General features: G+C 60.6%; 17 protein-coding genes. 5 read left to right on the top strand and 12 right to left on the bottom strand.

The features are described from left to right. Window positions 1-9: 9 nt before the first annotated feature. The 6 genes from P8K07_12270 to P8K07_12295 are packed head-to-tail and all read right to left on the bottom strand — an operon-like array spanning window position 10 to window position 5,230. Window positions 10-1,488 (bottom strand): CDC27 family protein, encoded by a 1,479-nt coding sequence (locus P8K07_12270; protein ID MDG1959290.1) that lies wholly within the window; start codon window positions 1,486-1,488, stop codon window positions 10-12. A gap of 12 nt (window positions 1,489-1,500) precedes the next feature. Continuing rightward, the gene (locus P8K07_12275) at window positions 1,501-2,103 is read right to left on the bottom strand and encodes an energy transducer TonB (protein MDG1959291.1); all 603 of its coding nucleotides are present in this window, start codon (window positions 2,101-2,103) and stop codon (window positions 1,501-1,503) included. Next, window positions 2,100-2,507, bottom strand: coding sequence for a biopolymer transporter ExbD (locus P8K07_12280; protein ID MDG1959292.1), 408 nt, complete (start codon window positions 2,505-2,507; stop codon window positions 2,100-2,102). The genes P8K07_12275 and P8K07_12280 overlap by 4 nt, the downstream gene beginning before the upstream one ends. A gap of 3 nt (window positions 2,508-2,510) precedes the next feature. Further along, window positions 2,511-3,041, bottom strand: coding sequence for a MotA/TolQ/ExbB proton channel family protein (locus tag P8K07_12285; protein MDG1959293.1), 531 nt, complete (start codon window positions 3,039-3,041; stop codon window positions 2,511-2,513). A 3-nt stretch (window positions 3,042-3,044) separates the two neighbouring features. Next, window positions 3,045-4,436: a MotA/TolQ/ExbB proton channel family protein gene (locus P8K07_12290; GenBank protein MDG1959294.1), complete on the bottom strand. Its 1,392-nt coding sequence runs from the start codon at window positions 4,434-4,436 to the stop codon at window positions 3,045-3,047. Next, on the bottom strand, window positions 4,436-5,230 hold the full coding sequence (locus tag P8K07_12295) for a DUF3450 domain-containing protein (protein MDG1959295.1): 795 nt from the start codon (window positions 5,228-5,230) through the stop codon (window positions 4,436-4,438). The genes P8K07_12290 and P8K07_12295 overlap by 1 nt, the downstream gene beginning before the upstream one ends. A gap of 476 nt (window positions 5,231-5,706) precedes the next feature. Here P8K07_12295 and P8K07_12300 point away from each other — a divergent pair, with 476 nt between their 5' ends. Beyond that, window positions 5,707-6,801, top strand: coding sequence for a CNNM domain-containing protein (locus tag P8K07_12300; GenBank protein ID MDG1959296.1), 1,095 nt, complete (start codon window positions 5,707-5,709; stop codon window positions 6,799-6,801). Then, a complete protein-coding gene (locus tag P8K07_12305) occupies window positions 6,798-8,816 on the top strand; it encodes a transglycosylase SLT domain-containing protein (protein MDG1959297.1) in 2,019 nt (672 codons plus the stop codon). The genes P8K07_12300 and P8K07_12305 overlap by 4 nt, the downstream gene beginning before the upstream one ends. On the opposite strand, the gene P8K07_12310 is transcribed toward P8K07_12305, so the two are convergent. The 6 genes from P8K07_12310 to P8K07_12335 are packed head-to-tail and all read right to left on the bottom strand — an operon-like array spanning window position 8,810 to window position 15,430. Beyond that, a complete protein-coding gene (locus P8K07_12310) occupies window positions 8,810-9,673 on the bottom strand; it encodes a hypothetical protein (GenBank protein ID MDG1959298.1) in 864 nt (287 codons plus the stop codon). The genes P8K07_12305 and P8K07_12310 overlap by 7 nt on opposite strands. Beyond that, a complete protein-coding gene (locus P8K07_12315) occupies window positions 9,670-10,716 on the bottom strand; it encodes a hypothetical protein (GenBank protein MDG1959299.1) in 1,047 nt (348 codons plus the stop codon). The genes P8K07_12310 and P8K07_12315 overlap by 4 nt, the downstream gene beginning before the upstream one ends. Then, on the bottom strand, window positions 10,713-12,008 hold the full coding sequence (locus P8K07_12320; GenBank protein ID MDG1959300.1) for a hypothetical protein: 1,296 nt from the start codon (window positions 12,006-12,008) through the stop codon (window positions 10,713-10,715). The genes P8K07_12315 and P8K07_12320 overlap by 4 nt, the downstream gene beginning before the upstream one ends. Beyond that, on the bottom strand, window positions 11,998-13,407 hold the full coding sequence (locus P8K07_12325; GenBank protein ID MDG1959301.1) for a Mur ligase domain-containing protein: 1,410 nt from the start codon (window positions 13,405-13,407) through the stop codon (window positions 11,998-12,000). Before P8K07_12325 ends, P8K07_12320 begins: the two co-directional genes overlap by 11 nt. Next, entirely contained in the window at window positions 13,404-14,519 is a 1,116-nt protein-coding gene (locus P8K07_12330) for a serine hydrolase (GenBank protein MDG1959302.1), read from the bottom strand. Before P8K07_12330 ends, P8K07_12325 begins: the two co-directional genes overlap by 4 nt. Beyond that, on the bottom strand, window positions 14,516-15,430 hold the full coding sequence (locus P8K07_12335) for an LD-carboxypeptidase (GenBank protein ID MDG1959303.1): 915 nt from the start codon (window positions 15,428-15,430) through the stop codon (window positions 14,516-14,518). The genes P8K07_12330 and P8K07_12335 overlap by 4 nt, the downstream gene beginning before the upstream one ends. 139 nt (window positions 15,431-15,569) lie before the next feature. Here P8K07_12335 and P8K07_12340 point away from each other — a divergent pair, with 139 nt between their 5' ends. The 3 genes from P8K07_12340 to groES all read left to right on the top strand — a co-directional run bounded on the left by P8K07_12340 (window position 15,570) and on the right by groES (window position 16,566). Next, complete coding sequence (locus P8K07_12340) at window positions 15,570-15,842, top strand: hypothetical protein (protein MDG1959304.1); 273 nt, start codon at window positions 15,570-15,572, stop codon at window positions 15,840-15,842. A 4-nt stretch (window positions 15,843-15,846) separates the two neighbouring features. After that, the gene (locus tag P8K07_12345; protein MDG1959305.1) at window positions 15,847-16,116 is read left to right on the top strand and encodes a DUF507 family protein; all 270 of its coding nucleotides are present in this window, start codon (window positions 15,847-15,849) and stop codon (window positions 16,114-16,116) included. Window positions 16,117-16,278: 162 nt separating this feature from the next. After that, complete coding sequence (gene groES / locus P8K07_12350; GenBank protein ID MDG1959306.1) at window positions 16,279-16,566, top strand: co-chaperone GroES; 288 nt, start codon at window positions 16,279-16,281, stop codon at window positions 16,564-16,566. The last annotated feature ends 11 nt before the right edge of the window (window positions 16,567-16,577 follow it).

Below are 16,577 nucleotides of genomic sequence, written 5' to 3' on the forward strand. Positions count from 1 at the left end.
TCGTCTGACTCAGGAAGGCTGAACCGCCTCCACGACGACTTCATTCGCGGGCTCGATCACCGCCTCAACTTCGGGCTCGGGCTGTTCGATCGTGATCATTCCCGCCTCGAGGCCACCGATAAGAACGGCTCGATCACCCTCGGGCAAATCGTACCAATCGGCCGGAATTCCATCGACCATCTCGACGACTTCTTCCTCTTTTTCTTCCTCGATCTCGACTGGAATATGGCGCCCGACCTGACTCAACCATTGCTCGGCCGAAGCCTTGGTCTTGTCGAACTCCCTTGCTTCAAAGAAGGCATCACGAGCCTCTTCATACTGCTCCAGGTTGAAGAAGGTGATTCCCTGCAGAAGATGGGCCATGGCTTCGTTGCGCAGTTCGCCCTTCTTGACAGCGCTCGCCAATGCTTCCTGTGCATCGGCCCACTCGGCTTGATCAAGATATAATTGCGCAAGCCGAATATAGGCGTTTCCATCCTTGCCGCGGGCGGCGGACTCCTTGAGGGCAGGCAACGCCAGTTCGCGTTCGCGCGCCAACAACCAGGCTTGGGCCAACAAATCGTAGGCCTTGCGGTCCTTCTTGACGATGCCGGCCTTCATGCCCTTCTGCATCACGCGGCCTGCCTGGTAGGGGATCTCGCGTGTCATGTAGAGCTGAGCCAGGTTTCGATATTCGCTATCCTGGTTGAGCATCTTCTGGTGATAGGCCAGCTCGAGGACGGCCAGTGCCCGAGCTTCATTCCCGAGTTCGTTGCTCAGAGCAGCGAGCTGGATGAAGTAGTTTTTCTTGGGGAAGCGCGCGACCAGAATTTCGAGTACCCCGGCGGCCTTCTTGTACTGTTTGGTCTCGAAATAAAGAGATGAGGCCAACTGCAGCCAGGCTTCTTTGGGGGCCGCCGATCCATCAATCGCTTTCAGAATCCAGGGGATGGCCTTGCGGGCCTGACGCTTCTGGGTCAGCGCGATCGCATACATATAGTAGGCATCGGGGGATGGCGTCTCCACTTGGGCAAAGTATTTATCGAAGGTCGCCAGCGCCTTCGAGTACTGCTCCTGCATGACGTAGAGTTGAGCCACGTTCATATAGGTGGCGGTCTGGGTCGCCTCCGGTAATGCATTCGGCTCAAGCGCCTTCTCGAAAGCAACCAATGCCTTTTTGTAATTCGGCGGATCCTGAGAGGAGTAGATGAAGCCGTAAAACTGCCACATGGTGGCTGTTTCGATGCCGTTGAGCTTCTTGCGGTCCTTCATTTCCTGAAGGATCGTCAGGGCCTCGCTCCACTGCTCGGCCGCGAGTGCTTCCTGAGCTCCCATAATTCGCTTGGCAGCCCATTTGCCCGGAGACTGGACCCGCCGCAATTGCGGCTTGGGCCGAGGCTTCTTGTCGTCATCCTGAGCCGCAACACCCGCCGCCATCGAAAAGACGAACAGGCCGCTCAGGAAAATACAGAGGAAAGTCTTGATCTTGCTGCGGGAAAACATTGCCATATCAGGCTCCGATTAATCTTCGATGTCGAACGAAAGTACCAATTGAATCCCCGGGCGCGCTACGGCTTTGCCGTCCACGACCTTGGGCTTGTATTTGTACTTTTGGACGGCGCGCTTCGCGGAACGTTCAAAATAACCCTTCGGGTCGGCGTCAATAATCTGAACGTCCGTCACCGTTCCTTGTGGCGTGATCGTGAATTCGAGCTGGACCCAGCCCTCGATCCCGCGCGACTGGGCGCGCGGCGGATAGCGAGGGTTCACTCGGACCAGGGGAACGGTATCCATATCGGCCGATCCCACACCCACCCCACCAGCCAGAGCGAGGTCGGGCTGAGCACTGATGCCCATGCCTTCCATCTTCAATTCTGACGGCGCGGCTTCCAACTCCATGGCTTCCATTTCGGGAGCTTCTTCGACTTCTTCCTTGTCGGGCAGTTCACGCTTTTTGGATTGCGTGTCACTATCGTCCATAGTCCGCAGGAAGTCCTGAATCCGAACGCCCTTGTTCTTGTTGAGCCCACCACCACCCATCGCCACGAGTGATTGCATCATGGTGACGAGTGCGAGGGTCACCAGAACGGCGCCAATAGCCGAGCCGAGAAGTCGCTGTGTCATTCCATACTCGGATCGGCTGCGACTGAAATGCTATCGACGCCCGCGAGCTTCGCAGAATCCAGAACCTGAATCAGCAGGGCATTTTTCGAATCCTTGTCAGCCTGAATCACAACCGAGCCCTGCGGGTTCTCGGCATAGAGTCGCTCAATGTTGGCACGGACCGCACGCGGATCTACCCGGCGCTTGTCAATCCAGATCTGGTTGTCAGCGGTGATGGCGATAAAGATATTCGCTGATTCTTTCGGCTGTGCCGTCGATGCATACTGGCGGTTCACATCCACGCCGGATTCCTTCACGAACGATGCCGTGACGATGAAGAAAATCAGCATGATGAAAACAACGTCGAGCATCGGGGTCATATTGACCTCGGCTTCTTCTTCTCCAGAGCCATGTCTACGACGCATGGGCTACTCCTTACCGGGAGACAGGCGATCTGCGACCGCTTCCGTCTCCGTCTTTGCTTTGTTCTGTAATTGCGTGCTGAAAATGAGACCGGAGAGGGCAGCGACCATGCCTGCCATGGTCGGGATCGTTGCCTTCGCCACGCCCGAGGCCATCGCGCGCGGATTACCGCTGCCGGTCAGAGCCATCACATCAAAGACCTCGATCATCCCCGTCACCGTCCCCAAAAGACCCAAAAGCGGGCACAGGGCGACGAGACTGGCTATCATCGGCAAGCCACGGTTCAGTTCCGCAGAAACCTGCGAAACAAGCGAACGGCGAACCTGATGGGCATACCAGGAGGTCGTTTCCTCCCGGTCATCCCATTGCTTGATCACCCGATTCACCAGAATCGGATGACCCTGCCAGACGTACCAGAACCGCTCAAATAGCAGCACCCACATCAGGAAGGTCACCACAACAATAGTGACGAGCACCGTGCCGCCGGTCTGGAGAAAATCTCGATCGGCCGCAAGTATATCGAAAAACGCCTGCACAGGTCAGACCTTCTTGGACTCTTGCTCGGCCCGTTCCGCGACCAGCCCGGCGCTCTGTTCCTCGAGAACCTGCACCATCGCCTTGCTGCGACCCGCCACAAGACTGTGGAGGAGGAGCAGAGGAATCGCTGCGCAAAGTCCCAATACGGTTGTGACCAATGCGGTCGAAATGCCGCCAGCCATCAACTTGGGATCGCCGGTTCCGAACAGGGTGATCGCCTGGAAGGTGTTGATCATACCGGTCACCGTTCCGAGCAGTCCCATCAAGGGCGCTACCGCACCGAGAGTCTTGATCAGCGTGTTGCCGGACTCCAGCTTGGGAACCTCGCGAAGAATAGCCTCATCGAGTTTGAGTTCGAGTGTCTCGACATCGGCGTCCTTATGCTCGGAATAAATCTGCAGGACACGCCCCAGCGGGTTGCTGGGATCCGGGGTCTCGCTGGATTGCTGGGCTCGCATTTTGGAGCCGACGCCGAACAGATAGATAAAGCGCCAGATCGAGATTCCAACACCGAAGATGCCGAGGACGACGATCGCGTAACCCACGACGCCACCCTGACCGAGTCGTTCGGCCATGTCGGGCGTCTGCACCAAGGAGGCCAGTAACGAACCGCGCGTCGGATCAATCGAGAACCGAACGATCCCGTCTGTGGCCGCGCTCAGATCAGCGGCATTGCCCGGATGCGCCGAACCCGGCTGACGCGGCAGGACGGCAAGCTTGCCGGTTTCCGGCACGTAGCGCAGGAATTGGCCGTCGGCGATCGCCGTAAACGGTCCGACCCGAACAACTTCCGTATCGATCTCTTCGCCGTCAGGTGTCTGCACCTTGGCCTCGAAGCGGACGACCTTGCCACCTTCGATGATCTCCTGCTGCAAGGCGAACCAGAGCTTTTCGAGCTCCTCGACTTCGGGGAGATCCTTGGACTGCGCGAACTCTCCGAGGAATTCAGCTCGACCCGGAATCTGTGCTGAAACCAGAGACGTTTCAACGAAACCGCGGGTGTCACCGGCGACTTGACGGACGACACCGAAGAGTTCTCCGAGGGTGCCGAGGCGATTGCGCAATTGCTCCTGCAAACGCGGAATTTCCAGCTCATTGTCCTCGAAAACAGCCTCGAGTTCTTCGGAGCGAATTTCTTCCTGGTCCTTTTCCTGAAGCGCGATCGTCAGAAGCTTTTTCTGGTTGGCCTTGTCCGCCCGGAAAGCCGCTTCCCGCTTGTTGTTCTGGGAATTTTCGGCTCGGCCACCGCGCCGGACGAGGTCCAGCAACTGCTGCATATTATCGGCCTTGGGCGGAGCCGCAGCAGCAGTTTGCGCTGCCGCAAAGTCAGGCGTGCCGGCGAGGGCCATGAACGCAGCCATCGCTGCGGCGATCAATGTCTTGGAAGTATTCACTATCGGGCCTCCACGGCAGCAGGTACCGGAATCTGGAGAAGGTCAGGGGCCGTCTGCTTGCGCGCGACCTTGATCGCATTGGCAACTGGCGTGCGGTAGGAATCATCGAGTTGCTGCCAGGTATTGGCGTCGCGATCCCAGAATCCCGTCTCGCTGCGATCCGAGGTCTGATAGAGCAGCGCCACGCGACCAACTTGCAGGAAGTCCACGGTGCGCTTGGTGCCGTCCAGCTCGAGGTCACCGGTGTAGGCTTCGATCGAGCGGCCATAGGCGTTCTCGATCTGATAGGCTTCCATCAGAAGACGAAATTTCTCGGAGACGGTCACGTCCGCACGCGACATCAACTCGCGAAGGTTCTCGACACGCTCGCGACGTTCTTCGGGAAGAAAGGGCATATCGAGGGCCACGAACTGATCGAGACTCTCGATCATACGGCCCATCAGCGGCATGATCTGACGGCCAACGCCGGTAACGCCACTGATCTGCTCGCCCAGAGATGCCATTTCATCGACTTGGGCCTGAATGAGCGTCTCGACCTGCGCGTTATAAACGCGGAGCGCTTTCACCTCGTCCAGTGTCTGCCGATATTTGGCGGCGAGATCGTCGGTTTCTTCGACTATCTTGTCGATGCGGGCCTGCGATCCGGACGCGGCAACATCCGTTTTGACTTCAGCCTTGACGACCTGATCGACCGTCGCGGCCAAAGCCGGCGAAATGCCAGCGGTAATCCAGCCCATGACCAGGGCTAGCCGCAGGAAATTGCGCCCTGCTCGGCGTGCCTTCGTTAATTCCATCCGTTCCTCCATGTTTCCGAAGCGACTCGCCAAAGATCGGGGCGTTGAAAGCCCGCACGCCTTGATGCCGCGTTATCCTCCGATTTGCCCGGTTTTCACGAGTCGTTCAAGCGAATTATGCGCTGAAAGGGCCCGAAGTTCCCCCCAGTGAGACGGCTAACGCAGTTTTCTTCGACTTTTAAACCAAAATGCCAAAAATCCATCCGCGACCGAGTCGTTTCGCCAAAACTTAACAAAATTTTCCTTGATCCAATCAGTGCCTCATCCTCGCTGCAAAACAACGAGATGACGGAGAGTTCCGCCCCATATGAGAAAACCGACGTGGTGGGCGTAATTAAACGCACCATCCCGTCAATGCAACCGTTTTGGCTGTTTCGGTAAAACCCGCGGAAAAGACGGCCGCCCGGTAGCCCCATCCAAGCGGCTCAGGTAAGAACAGCGACTCCGACCCCGTTCCGGTCGGGCAACCGGTTATTTTGAATCTAGACGCGACTTTATTGGCGGCCTACGTAGGTTCCGCCCTCTCCGTTTCCTTCGTATGCTCCATTCTCGAAGCAACGATTCTCTCCGTCCGGGTCACCGAACTCGAGGAGCGTCGGAATGCGGGACAAAAAGGCGCCGCCTTGCTGCTCAGCCTGAAACAGGACCGCCTCGATGACGCGATCTCGGCAATCCTGATTCTCAACACGATCGCGCATACCATTGGTGCGGCTCTGGCAGGCGCACAGGCGGCCGTTGTTTTCGGCAGCGCCTGGGTCGGCGCATTCTCGGCAATTCTGACATTGCTGGTCCTGCTGTTTACGGAAATCATCCCCAAGACCCTCGGAACGGTCTACGCCTCCCGGTTTGTACCTTTTGTCGCATCCAGTCTCCGCATCCTGACGAAGTTGCTCGCCCCGATACTGGCCGTCACGCGAATCATCACCCGGTGGATCGCGCCCGCACGGAAGAACCCGATCTCGCGAGGAGAGCTCGCCGCACTCGTCGGCATGGCCACGCGTGAAGGCGCTCTGGAAACCGAGCAAAGCGCCGTCTTCCACAATGTGCTGCAATTCGATTCAGTCCAGGTCGGCGATGTCATGACTCCCCGAACGGTGACGGTCATGCTGCCATCCACCGCCACACTCGGCGACCTCCTGGATCATCCCGAAACCAGTGCGATCTCCCGCATTCCCTTGTTTGCGGAAAATCGCGACCGTGTCATCGGCTACCTCCTCCAACGCGAGGTCCTTCTCGCCGCGGCACGCGGCGCCCGCCGGGAAGCCCCGCTGATCGACTTTCTCCGCGAGATCCACTTTCTGCCCGAAACCGCTTCCCTCTCGGCTGCCCTCCGCCATTTCCTGACCCAACAAGAGCACCTGGCCATGGCCGTCGATGAATTTGGCGGGGTCAGCGGGGTCGTCACTCTGGAGGACTTGATGGAGACGATCCTCGGAGTCGAGATTATCGATGAAAGCGATCGGGTAGCCGATATGCGCAGCCTCGCCACCGCTCTCCGGGATCGCCGGCTGGCCCGTCACCGCGAACAACGCACCGAGGCCGAGGCCGAGGCCGCGAGCACAAATATATGACGTCCATTGGTAACCCCGGCAGACTCGCTATTTCCCTGACCATTCTGCTGGTGCTTGCACCAAGACTCCTCGAGGCCGCACCCACCGATCCGCAGGCCTCCGCCAGCCAGAGATTCGCTCAGGCACATCAGAGCGCACGCAACGGCGATCGCATCCAGGCACGGCAGGCCTTCGAGGCGAGTATCGACAGCCTTCCGCTGCTTCAGGATCATGCTCTTTTCTACTCGGCCCGCATGGAAATCGAGCAGGACGAACCGGGGCTGGCGCAAAAGCATCTGGCCAGACTTTTGCAGGACCACCCCGACAGTATCTGGGTCAGCGATGCTCTGGTGCTTCGCGGCAACCTCGTGTTGGACGACCGAAAACCGGCAAAGGCGCTGCGCGATTTCGATCAGGCCATCCGCACAGGGTCAGCCGGCACACGGAGCGTGGCTCGCCTCGGGCGCGCCCGGGCTCTGGCGGCAAACAACCAGCTGTCGGCGGCGTGGGACCTGACGCTGGAGCTGGCGGGTCTCCGGGGAAAAGAAGGCAAGCGCGCCAGTGAACTGCGCGAGGAACTGGCCGTTCTGGGTCCGCAAAAACTCGGCACGGACGAATCCTCCTTCCAGCTCGCTTTGGCCCGGGCGAGACTCAAGAGCGGGGATCCCCGGGCAGCGCTTCGATCGTTGCAGCCGCTCCTCGCGAGATCAACACCGGATCGGCTCCGCGCAGAAACCGAAACGCTGGCCGCCGCCTCCCACCGGGCGACCGGCAATACCGCTGCCGCCACAAAGCTCACCGACGCCCTGATTGCCCGGGGAAAGCCTGCCGACCTTGCGGGCGATGCCCTCTATGGGCGAGCACGGCGTGCCTGGAACCGGGACGAGGACCGCGCCGCTCGCGACGATTACCGATCCTATCTGGCAAAGTTCCCGAACCACCGAAAACGGTCCGATGCCACTCACGCCCTGGCCCGCATCGCGGAGTCAGCGGGCGATATGCCGCTGGCAGCAAAGCGCTATCGCGAAATTCTGGCGAACCACCCCTCGAGCCGCGTTGCCGAAACCGCGGCCTGGCGCCAGGGGTTCGTTCTCTATCTCGACGGCGATTATCCGGGAGCAGCAGAGGCCTGGCGACAACTCGGCGCCAATGCCGCTGGTGTCTATTGGCGAGCACGCGCGCTGGAGGCCATGAAAAAGGATCGGATCGCGCGAAAAATCGACCAGCAACTCCTCCGAAGCGACCCCACCGGCTACTACAGCTGGTGGCTGGATACCGCAGGCGCACAAATCTCGACGACGACTTCGGGCATAAAACCGGCCGGCACTCCGAGTCCGCCGAACAGCACCACCGCGCAGACGCACCTTGCCAAAGCGCGTTTGCTGGCAGAGCTCGGGCTCCCGGCATCTGCGGAGCGGGAACTCGATGCGGTTCGGGCCGAGACCGGCAACACTGCATTTCTGATGGAGGCCTATGCCCAAATCGGGGCGTGGGGGCGATCGATCCGCATCGCGCGCGCCCGCGAGGCGCGCGGCGAGAAGGGGCTGGCCACCGCGATCCACCCGCAAGCCCACGCGGAAGAATTCACCCGTGCCGGCAAACGCTACGGTCTCGACCCGCTTCTTCTGGCTTCTCTATCGCGCCGCGAAAGCCTCTTTGAAGAACGAGCTCGTTCACCCGTGGGCGCCTTCGGGCTCATGCAGTTGATGCCCGCGACCGCAAAAGAACTCGCCGGTCGTCCGGTGACGACCGAGGAACTTGCCGTCGCACGGACCAACGTCGATCTGGGCTCGCGCTACCTCGCGCAATTGCTGAGAAAATATGACGGTCGCCTCATCCCGGCTCTCGCTGCTTATAATGGCGGACCGAAGGCCGTCGCGCGTTGGGAGACGCGCAGCGGCGACCGGTCCGGCGATGAATATGTGGAATTGATCTCGTACCGGGAGACGCGAAAATACGTAAAGGCCGTGCTGGAAAACTATCGCATCTATCGACAGCTCTACGGGAGCAACGCCCCACCGCCGCGACTCTATTGAGCGTCTGCAGCGGCAAAAAACCGCTCGACGTCCAACCAGCCCTGCCAATCCCACGGCCTCTCCCGCACGACCCCCTCGAGGCTCGCGATCGTCGCCTGCAGCAACTCCTGAGGGTCCTCGGCGCGATGGGCGGGGTGGAAGGTCAACACGCGTCGCCCATCTTCGATGCGACCATCGTAGGGCAGGACCGGGATCTGCAAGCGGCTGGCGAGCCGCATCAAGCCTGCGGCCAACTCGATCTCGCGGCCGAGAAAGGACACGCGCGCCCGATCGCGCAGGCCCAGAGACGCCGGCGCCACATCCAGAAGTGCGACGGCCGCGCCGCCGGACTCCAGATGAGACTCCAGACGGGTTCGAGCTTCAGGGCCGACCGCGATCAGGCGCTCTCCCAGATGCGTCTCGAAATAACGAGCACGCGCCGCCTCGATCGTCCGTTCGTAAGCCGACGGACTGCCTCCGAATGGCTGGCGCAGAAATGCCGGACGCAGGCCGTGGGCGATGAGGGCATCGAACACGCGAAAGCCGCCACCGAGATGAAAGCTGGCCATAATGACCGGCCCTGCGGCCGGCAGGTTCGCGCTTCCTTCGACGCGGAAACTGCGCAGCCGCATGATTTGTGGCCAACTCACAGAGGTCAGGGCGTCGAGATCATCACAGGCCAACGAGCCGAGGAACCCCTCCCCGGCCCGAGCCCCCAGCTCCTCGTCCCCCAGAACCCGCGCCACTTCGGCCGCTACCCGGATCTCGATCGCGCCAGCGTCATCCGGGCGTCGCTGGCCGGCGAACCGATAACCTGCGCGGGGCGGCAACAACGTCGCTCCAAGGCGTGAGATCAGGTCCCGAGTGCTCCAGATCAAGCCGGAGGCTCCTGGCCGAGCGCCCGATTCGAATGCAGGAATGGATCTCGAATGCGCTGCCGCAGAGAATCGCTGGCGCGGAAACGACGACGCGCATCCGGTGCAATCCTCTCGCCCGATAGATAGTGGCCATAACTCCAACCCCGGCCGCCCCAGTCCTGCTGGCCATGAGACATCAGCAAGGCCTGATAATCCGCGAGGAGTCCCGCCACGACCTCGTCGGCTTCTCCGAGAAAATGTGCGCGCATCGCCTCGAAACTGCCGGCGTCGATGCCCGAGAAATGAAGAAAGCGCAACGGCTCGCCACTCGCCTCGAAAAGGCCCTGGCGTCGGGTGATCGGTCGGGTCGAGAAGTTCCATGGAGCGACGTTGTAGCCGGGATGGCGCAGGATCGTCGTGTTGAAGAACCCGGGGGCAAGATCAATCCATTTTTGGTCCGTGAAGAGACCGTCTTCGATCGCATCCAGGCAAAAATCATGCAGCCGAGAAGCCCACCAGGAGAGAAATTGCCGACTTTCGCGCCCCGGACCGAGCGCCAGAAAGCCCAGGTTGAATACGCCATGGCGCAACGCGCAGAGTTCGTTCTGCACGATCGCGTCGAGGGTGGCCTCTCGAGTTTCTTTCTCTTCTGGCGAGGTGAGGTGCGGGGTCAGAATGATCTCGGCACCGCCACCGAGCAATTGTTCCACCTCAGCCAACCGCGAGAACACCTGCACATCGGGGTCCAGATAGAGGACCCCGCGCCCGCCGGGGCCTCGTCGTGTCGCTTCCTCTTCAAGCAAAACCTGCAGAAGGCGTCCCTTCACCGCGGTGGAGGCCTCGACAATATCGTGCGGGAACAGAAAGTTTTCGAAATTATCGAAACCCAGATCCCGCGCCAGCATGACTCGATCGAATGCCTCGATGGTCGCCGCCTCGGAGGGAACTTCACGCTCGACCAGACAGACCACAAATGTCACGTCCGGCATCACGCTCTTGACCGTCGCGGCCAACGTCGCAGCTTTCGCCAGATAGTTGCTGCAGCAACTGGTGGTGACAATCATACGCGCGCCTCGGCCAGCATTCGCGACAGGAACGACTGGTGGTGCATCACTCGGAGCGGTTGCGCGGCGCCTGCCGTCACCAGAGAATCGACATCGCCAGGATCGAGCAGAAACCCTCGCAAGGCGGCTTCATTCTCGAAAACCCGGCCAAGGACATCGCCAGATGCAACCGAGGCCGCGATGTTTCCGCTGGCACGCCCGGTCAAAACAGGGACCCCGGCCGCGTGTGCCTCGGCCATCGTGTAGCTGGCAGACTCGACCACCGTGGACCAGAGCAGCACCAGATCGATCTCATGGTCCTGCAGGAGTGCGACGGAAGCATACGGGTTTCCATCACAAGTCGAGTACGGGACAGTTTCCACGCCCGCGGTGGTGGCGCCTTGCGCGTCGCCGATATGGAAAATTTCGAACCTGGCCCGCACCTCGGGGTCCGCGAGCAGACCTTGCCAGACCAACCAACCCTTATTGGGCAATGCATGCCCCAGATAGGCGAGTCTCGGCTTGGTATGAGGGAGCGGATCCTTCTCCCGATAGGGGGTGAAGATCACTTCCGGCACCACGCGGCATCTGCCCGCTACCCCGTCGAGACGTTGCAACGCTGCAGCAAGGTGATCGTGCAGGGCCGCCGAAGGCAGCAGCACCTCGTCGGCCGCCCCCAATAAACGATCAGCCGCGGTCTGGATCCGGGGCAGCAGTTCGGCAAAGGTCGTCTCGTCCCAGCCAAAATTTCGCGCCAGAAACGAGAACTCACCAGCGAGGTTCCGGAACTGCACAACATGTTCGTCGTGTAGGTAGACGAGAATTTTATCGGTCCCGGAAAAAGTGCCCAGCGCCTCGAGCAACTCAGGTTCGAACCCAAGAAGGTGATGGATGGCCGTGGCACGGACCCGGCCCGTAGCCAGCAGCGCTTCCACCTCCGATTGCACAAACTCTCTCGAGCAATGGTCAGCAATCAGATCCTTGCCGCGGCGCCAGGTATAAGTCCGCGGCGTCAGTCCCGCGCGCGGCGAGAGCACCCAGACCAAAAAACCCTCCTTCTCGAGGGCCTCGATCTCCGCGCGCACAAAACGGTCGACGCCGGAGACACTGACCTGAGGGTCCGTATGGGAAAGAATCAGCACGGCATCCTCGCGGCAATCGGCTGCCGCGGCTCTGTCCCGCGTCAACTGCACGGCCGGCGACGGGGGCGCATCCTGCGAGAACCCCGAGGCTCCCGAGGCCCGATCTCTGCTTTGCTCACGCCACCATTGACGCAGGCCCTGCAGGAGGCGCTGCTTGCGCTCACGCGCCATCGGTTTCCCCCAGCCACTCCGCCAATCGCTGGCGCAGACCACCGAAGGCTCCATTGGAAAGAATCGTGACCACGTCGCCTTCGCGAACCTCCTGTCGAAGGTGATCGTAGATTTCATCGGGATCCTTGCAGACGAAACCTTTTGCTCCCCGTGCCTCGAGTTGTTCGATGGCGGTCTCGGGCGAAAACCTCTCGTCGTCCGCAAGCAATTCCGGGCGGTTGACGGGGCCGATACAGACACAATCCGCACCGGCGAGAGACTGAGTGATCTCGTTCTGGAAGATGCTTCGACGCGTCGTATTGGAGCGCGGATCGAACAAGGCCCAATGACGCCTCTCGGGGAAACGGCTGCGCACCGCCGCCAGTGCCAGTGCGATCGAGGTGGGATGATGAGCGAAATCGTCCACGAGCGTGATCGAGCCATCGACCACCACTTCCTGGCGTCGCCGCACCCCGTGAAAACTCGCCGCAGCTTCGCAAATCACATCTGTCGAGACGTCGAAGGCACGCGCCAGAAGGGCCACACCGAGCAGGTTGCGCGCATTCATCGCGCCGAGCATGGGGGTCACGAAATCGATCGATTCACCCGGGCCTTCGGCACGAAAGCGGAGTCCCTCAGGGCCATCCGCAAGCCCCGAAATCTGCCAATCTGCGGGCGCCCCTTCCGCGAAACTGACAAAATCATGCCCACTCGCCTGCGCGACTTCGATCCCCGCCGGGTAATCCGCGCTGACAACCAGAGGCGCCTCGTCCGACAGCAACGCGAGGAGGTCGGCAAAGCTCGACTGGACATGAGCGAGATCTCTGTAGATGTCCGCGTGATCGAACTCGACGGATGTGAGCACGACGCCTTGTGGTTGGTAATGAAGAAACTTGGGCCCCTTGTCGAAATATGCCGAGTCGTACTCGTCACCTTCCAGGACAAAGGGACTTCCGGTGCCGATGGCACAGGGCCCTGGAAGGTCCAGAGGAGCGCCCCCGATAAACCAGCCGGGATCCCGGCCCGCTTGCTGCAGGACCCACGCAAGAAAGGTTGAGGATGTGGTTTTCCCATGAGTGCCCGCCAACACCAGCGGCACTCGCTCCGGCAGGCAAAACCGCGCCAGCGCCTGCGGCATCGACAGTGTTTCGATATCCGCCTCACGCGCCGCAATCGCTTCGGGATTATCACGGGAAATCGCGTTGCCCATGACGACCAAATCCGGTCGCGGGTTCAGGTTCTCGCCCCGATAGCCGCGCGCCACATTTACTCCGAGTCTCGCTAATTCCTCGCTTGCCGGCGGATAAACCTCGAGATCCGAGCCGCGCACGCGATGCCCGAGCGAGCAAAGCAAACCCGCCAGGGCGGTCATACCGACCCCGCCGATCGCTGTGAGATGAATATCCCGGACCGAACTCAACCCAGAGCCTCCATCACGAGGTCGTGAATCCTCGGGCGCCATTCCCGGATTCGATTATTGTCACGCGAGGGATGAACTCGGTTGCTCAACAGCACGATATGCACCCGCTGCTCGAGATCCAGCCAAAGCGAAGTCCCGGTAAACCCGAGATGACCGACCGTATGCGGAGACATCCTGCCTCCCGCAGCCGAATTTCTCGCGGCCGGCGTATCCCAGCCCAAAGTCCGCGTCGAACCCGGAACTGTATCGTCGATCGTCCACATTTCTCGCACGAGTTCCCGTGGAAGCAGGTCCCCCTGCCCCCGGCCAGCCGCTTCAATCACGCTCGCCAGCCGGTCCACATCCTCCGCTGTGCCGAAGAGGCCGGCATGCCCGGCGACTCCGGCCATCAGCCAGGCATTCTCGTCCTCGACCTCGCCGCAAAGCGTCTGCCCGCGCCACGCACAGGCCGATGTCGCGGCAATCCGGTCCGATACCGGCTCGACTCGGCCTGCTCGAACCATCGTCAGATCGATATATCCCAGCGCCTCGAGTCTCGCAGGACCAAAGATCCGCCGATGGCAGAACTGATCCAGAGACATCGCACTGGCGTTCTCCACCAGCTGCCCGAGTGCAAGAAAGCCCAAGTCGCTGTAGATCACCTGCTTGCCGGGCGCTGCCTCCGGTCTTTCCCGCTGGACCTGCTCATAGACCCAGGCGCGGGCCTCTCGACTCCCGATGAAATTCAGTCGCCCCAGGCCGCTGGCCTCGCGAAAATATGGCCGATGAGCGGCCAGTCCGGAGGAATGGTTGAGCAGATGCCGGATCGTGACGCCGCTTTTGCCGAAAACTCCGAAATGGGGGAGATAGCGGGCCACCCGCTCATCCAGATCCAGACGACGATCACGCACCAACATCAAAATCGCGATCGTGGTCGCAAGCGGCTTGGTGAGCGAAGCCAGATCGAACACTGTCTCCACAGCAACCGGCGCCTCCGGCAGTTCCAGATTGCGGGATCCGACGGCCTTTTCGTAAACCAGGTCCCCGCGATGGCTCACACGCAAAACGGCCCCGGGAAAGACACGGCTGCGCACGGCCTCCTGCAAGGCTTCGTCCACCCGAGAGAAATTCATCCGACGGAGCCGTCTTCCCGGCCGATCAATCGGCCTCCCGTGTCGGCGGACAGGGATAGTTGGGCCGTCGCTCCCAGAGGGACTGCCAGGTTCGAGGACCCGTGGCCTACCGCAGCGCCAAAGCCGATCGGCACCTCGAGGTCCCCGAGGCAATCGAGAATCGTCTCTCGAAGTTCTGCTGGCGAACCGCAGCCATCCATTGCCCCGAAAACGAGACCGCGAACACCGTCGAGGGCCCCGGATTGGCGCAGCTGAATCAGCAACCGGTCCACTCGGCGCTGCGGCGCCTCATGGTGGTCTTCCAGAAGGGCGATGCTGCCGTCGAACACCGGGGCCGCCGGCGTTCCCAGCAGCGAGGCAAGCACGGTAAGACACCCCCCGCGCATCGGACCGGTGGCCTGCCCGGGATGGAAAATGGTCGGAATCGGGACGGACCACCCGCGGCCGGCCGTCAGGTCCAGTAAATGCCTGAAACCTGCGCCCTCGGCTTCACGGACGAGATCGTGGGCGACCATCGGCCCGTGGATCGCGTGCCCCCCGGCGGCTTCGACGGCCGTCAATAGAGCCGTGGCATCGCTGAAGCCGATGACCCATTTTCGAGCCAGAAGAGGATCGGACAGTCGCAGCATGGGCAAAATGCGATTCAACCCGTAGCCACCGCGGGCCAGCCAAACCGCCTGAATCTCCGGGGCATCGAGAGCCGCCTGAAGTTCGTCCAGACGTTCTTCATCCGTTCCGGAAAAAATCCGCCAGGGAGGCCGTTCCCGCGGCATCTCCACGACAAAACCGGCGTCCTCCAGCACCGCGATGCCGGCGGCCAGAGCGATCCGATCCACCGGCCCCGAGGGTGCGACAACCGCAATCCTGTCCCCGGCAACCAATGCACGGGCTCTGTTTCCTTTGGTCTTCATCGGATGCCTTCAGATTAGCCTCGGAGAACTCTCGCGTGCGCTCTCTCCAGTTGCAAACCCGCCCCCCGGTGTTAGCTCGAAGGGGGGCCCGTTCGTGGGCCGCTCGGAGCAAACTTTGCCTCTTTCATCGCAGGAAATCATGGGTGTCTCCCGCACGATCGTCTACGATCTGGTGCGCGCCGACCAAATTCCCCAAATTCCCCCGGGAGACGGGCTCGACCCGGCGATTACCGCTGTTTCCAAGGCCTTGAAGGCTTATTTTGGCGAAGAAGCGGCTCTGGAGAAGGACGCAGCCCAAATGGCCGCCCAGCACCTCAAGGCGGCCGGCCGAGACGCGGTTGGCCTGGACACCCGCAAAGTGACTCTGATGATCAAACAACGTCTCGCCAAGGAACGCGGTTTTCCGCTCTGAAACGATGCGATTCACGGAAGATCAGGCATCGCATCTCGCCCACAAGACTCTGGAGGCGATTCAGGGCGCGGGAATCAAGGTGGCCAACGATCGATTGGCCCGCAATGAAATCAAAAAAACTTTGACGAAACATCTCGACACAGAGGCAGGTCTGCACGTGAAAGTCGCCCAAAAGATCAGTTCTTTGGGGCGAAATGTTCCCGAAGGCAGCGCCGAATATGAAGTTTTGTATCGTCAATATTACGAGGAGGAGATGCAAAGAACTCGTCGCTGATGATTTCTTTGCAAAGATTCACCTTGACAGGCGGGGGTTCGTGATTAAAACCCCCGCGTCGCGGTAAATCCGTTCGCACGTTGGAGCGGCGTTTATCTGAAAAACCAAGATTTTACTGATTTTCATCCTGAATCAGGATCGTTTGAAAGGAGAGGGAGCCACATGAAAATCCGTCCGTTGCAGGACCGCGTCATCGTACTGCGGGTCGACGAGGAAGCTACAACCAAGGGGGGCATCATCATCCCCGATACAGCCAAAGAGAAGCCCCAGGAGGGCAAGATCGTGGCCGTGGGCAAGGGCAAAGTCGGCGAAGATGGGAAAGTTCACCCGCTCGACGTCAAAAAGGGTGATCGCATCCTTTTTGGTAAATATGCGGGTACCGAAATCAAGCTCGAAGGTGATGATCATCTCATCTTGCGCGAGGATGACATCCTCGGCGTCCTCGAATAGCCCTTTTACTT

The organism is Candidatus Binatia bacterium, from assembly GCA_029248525.1.
GTDB lineage: Bacteria > Desulfobacterota > Binatia > UBA12015 > UBA12015 > UBA12015.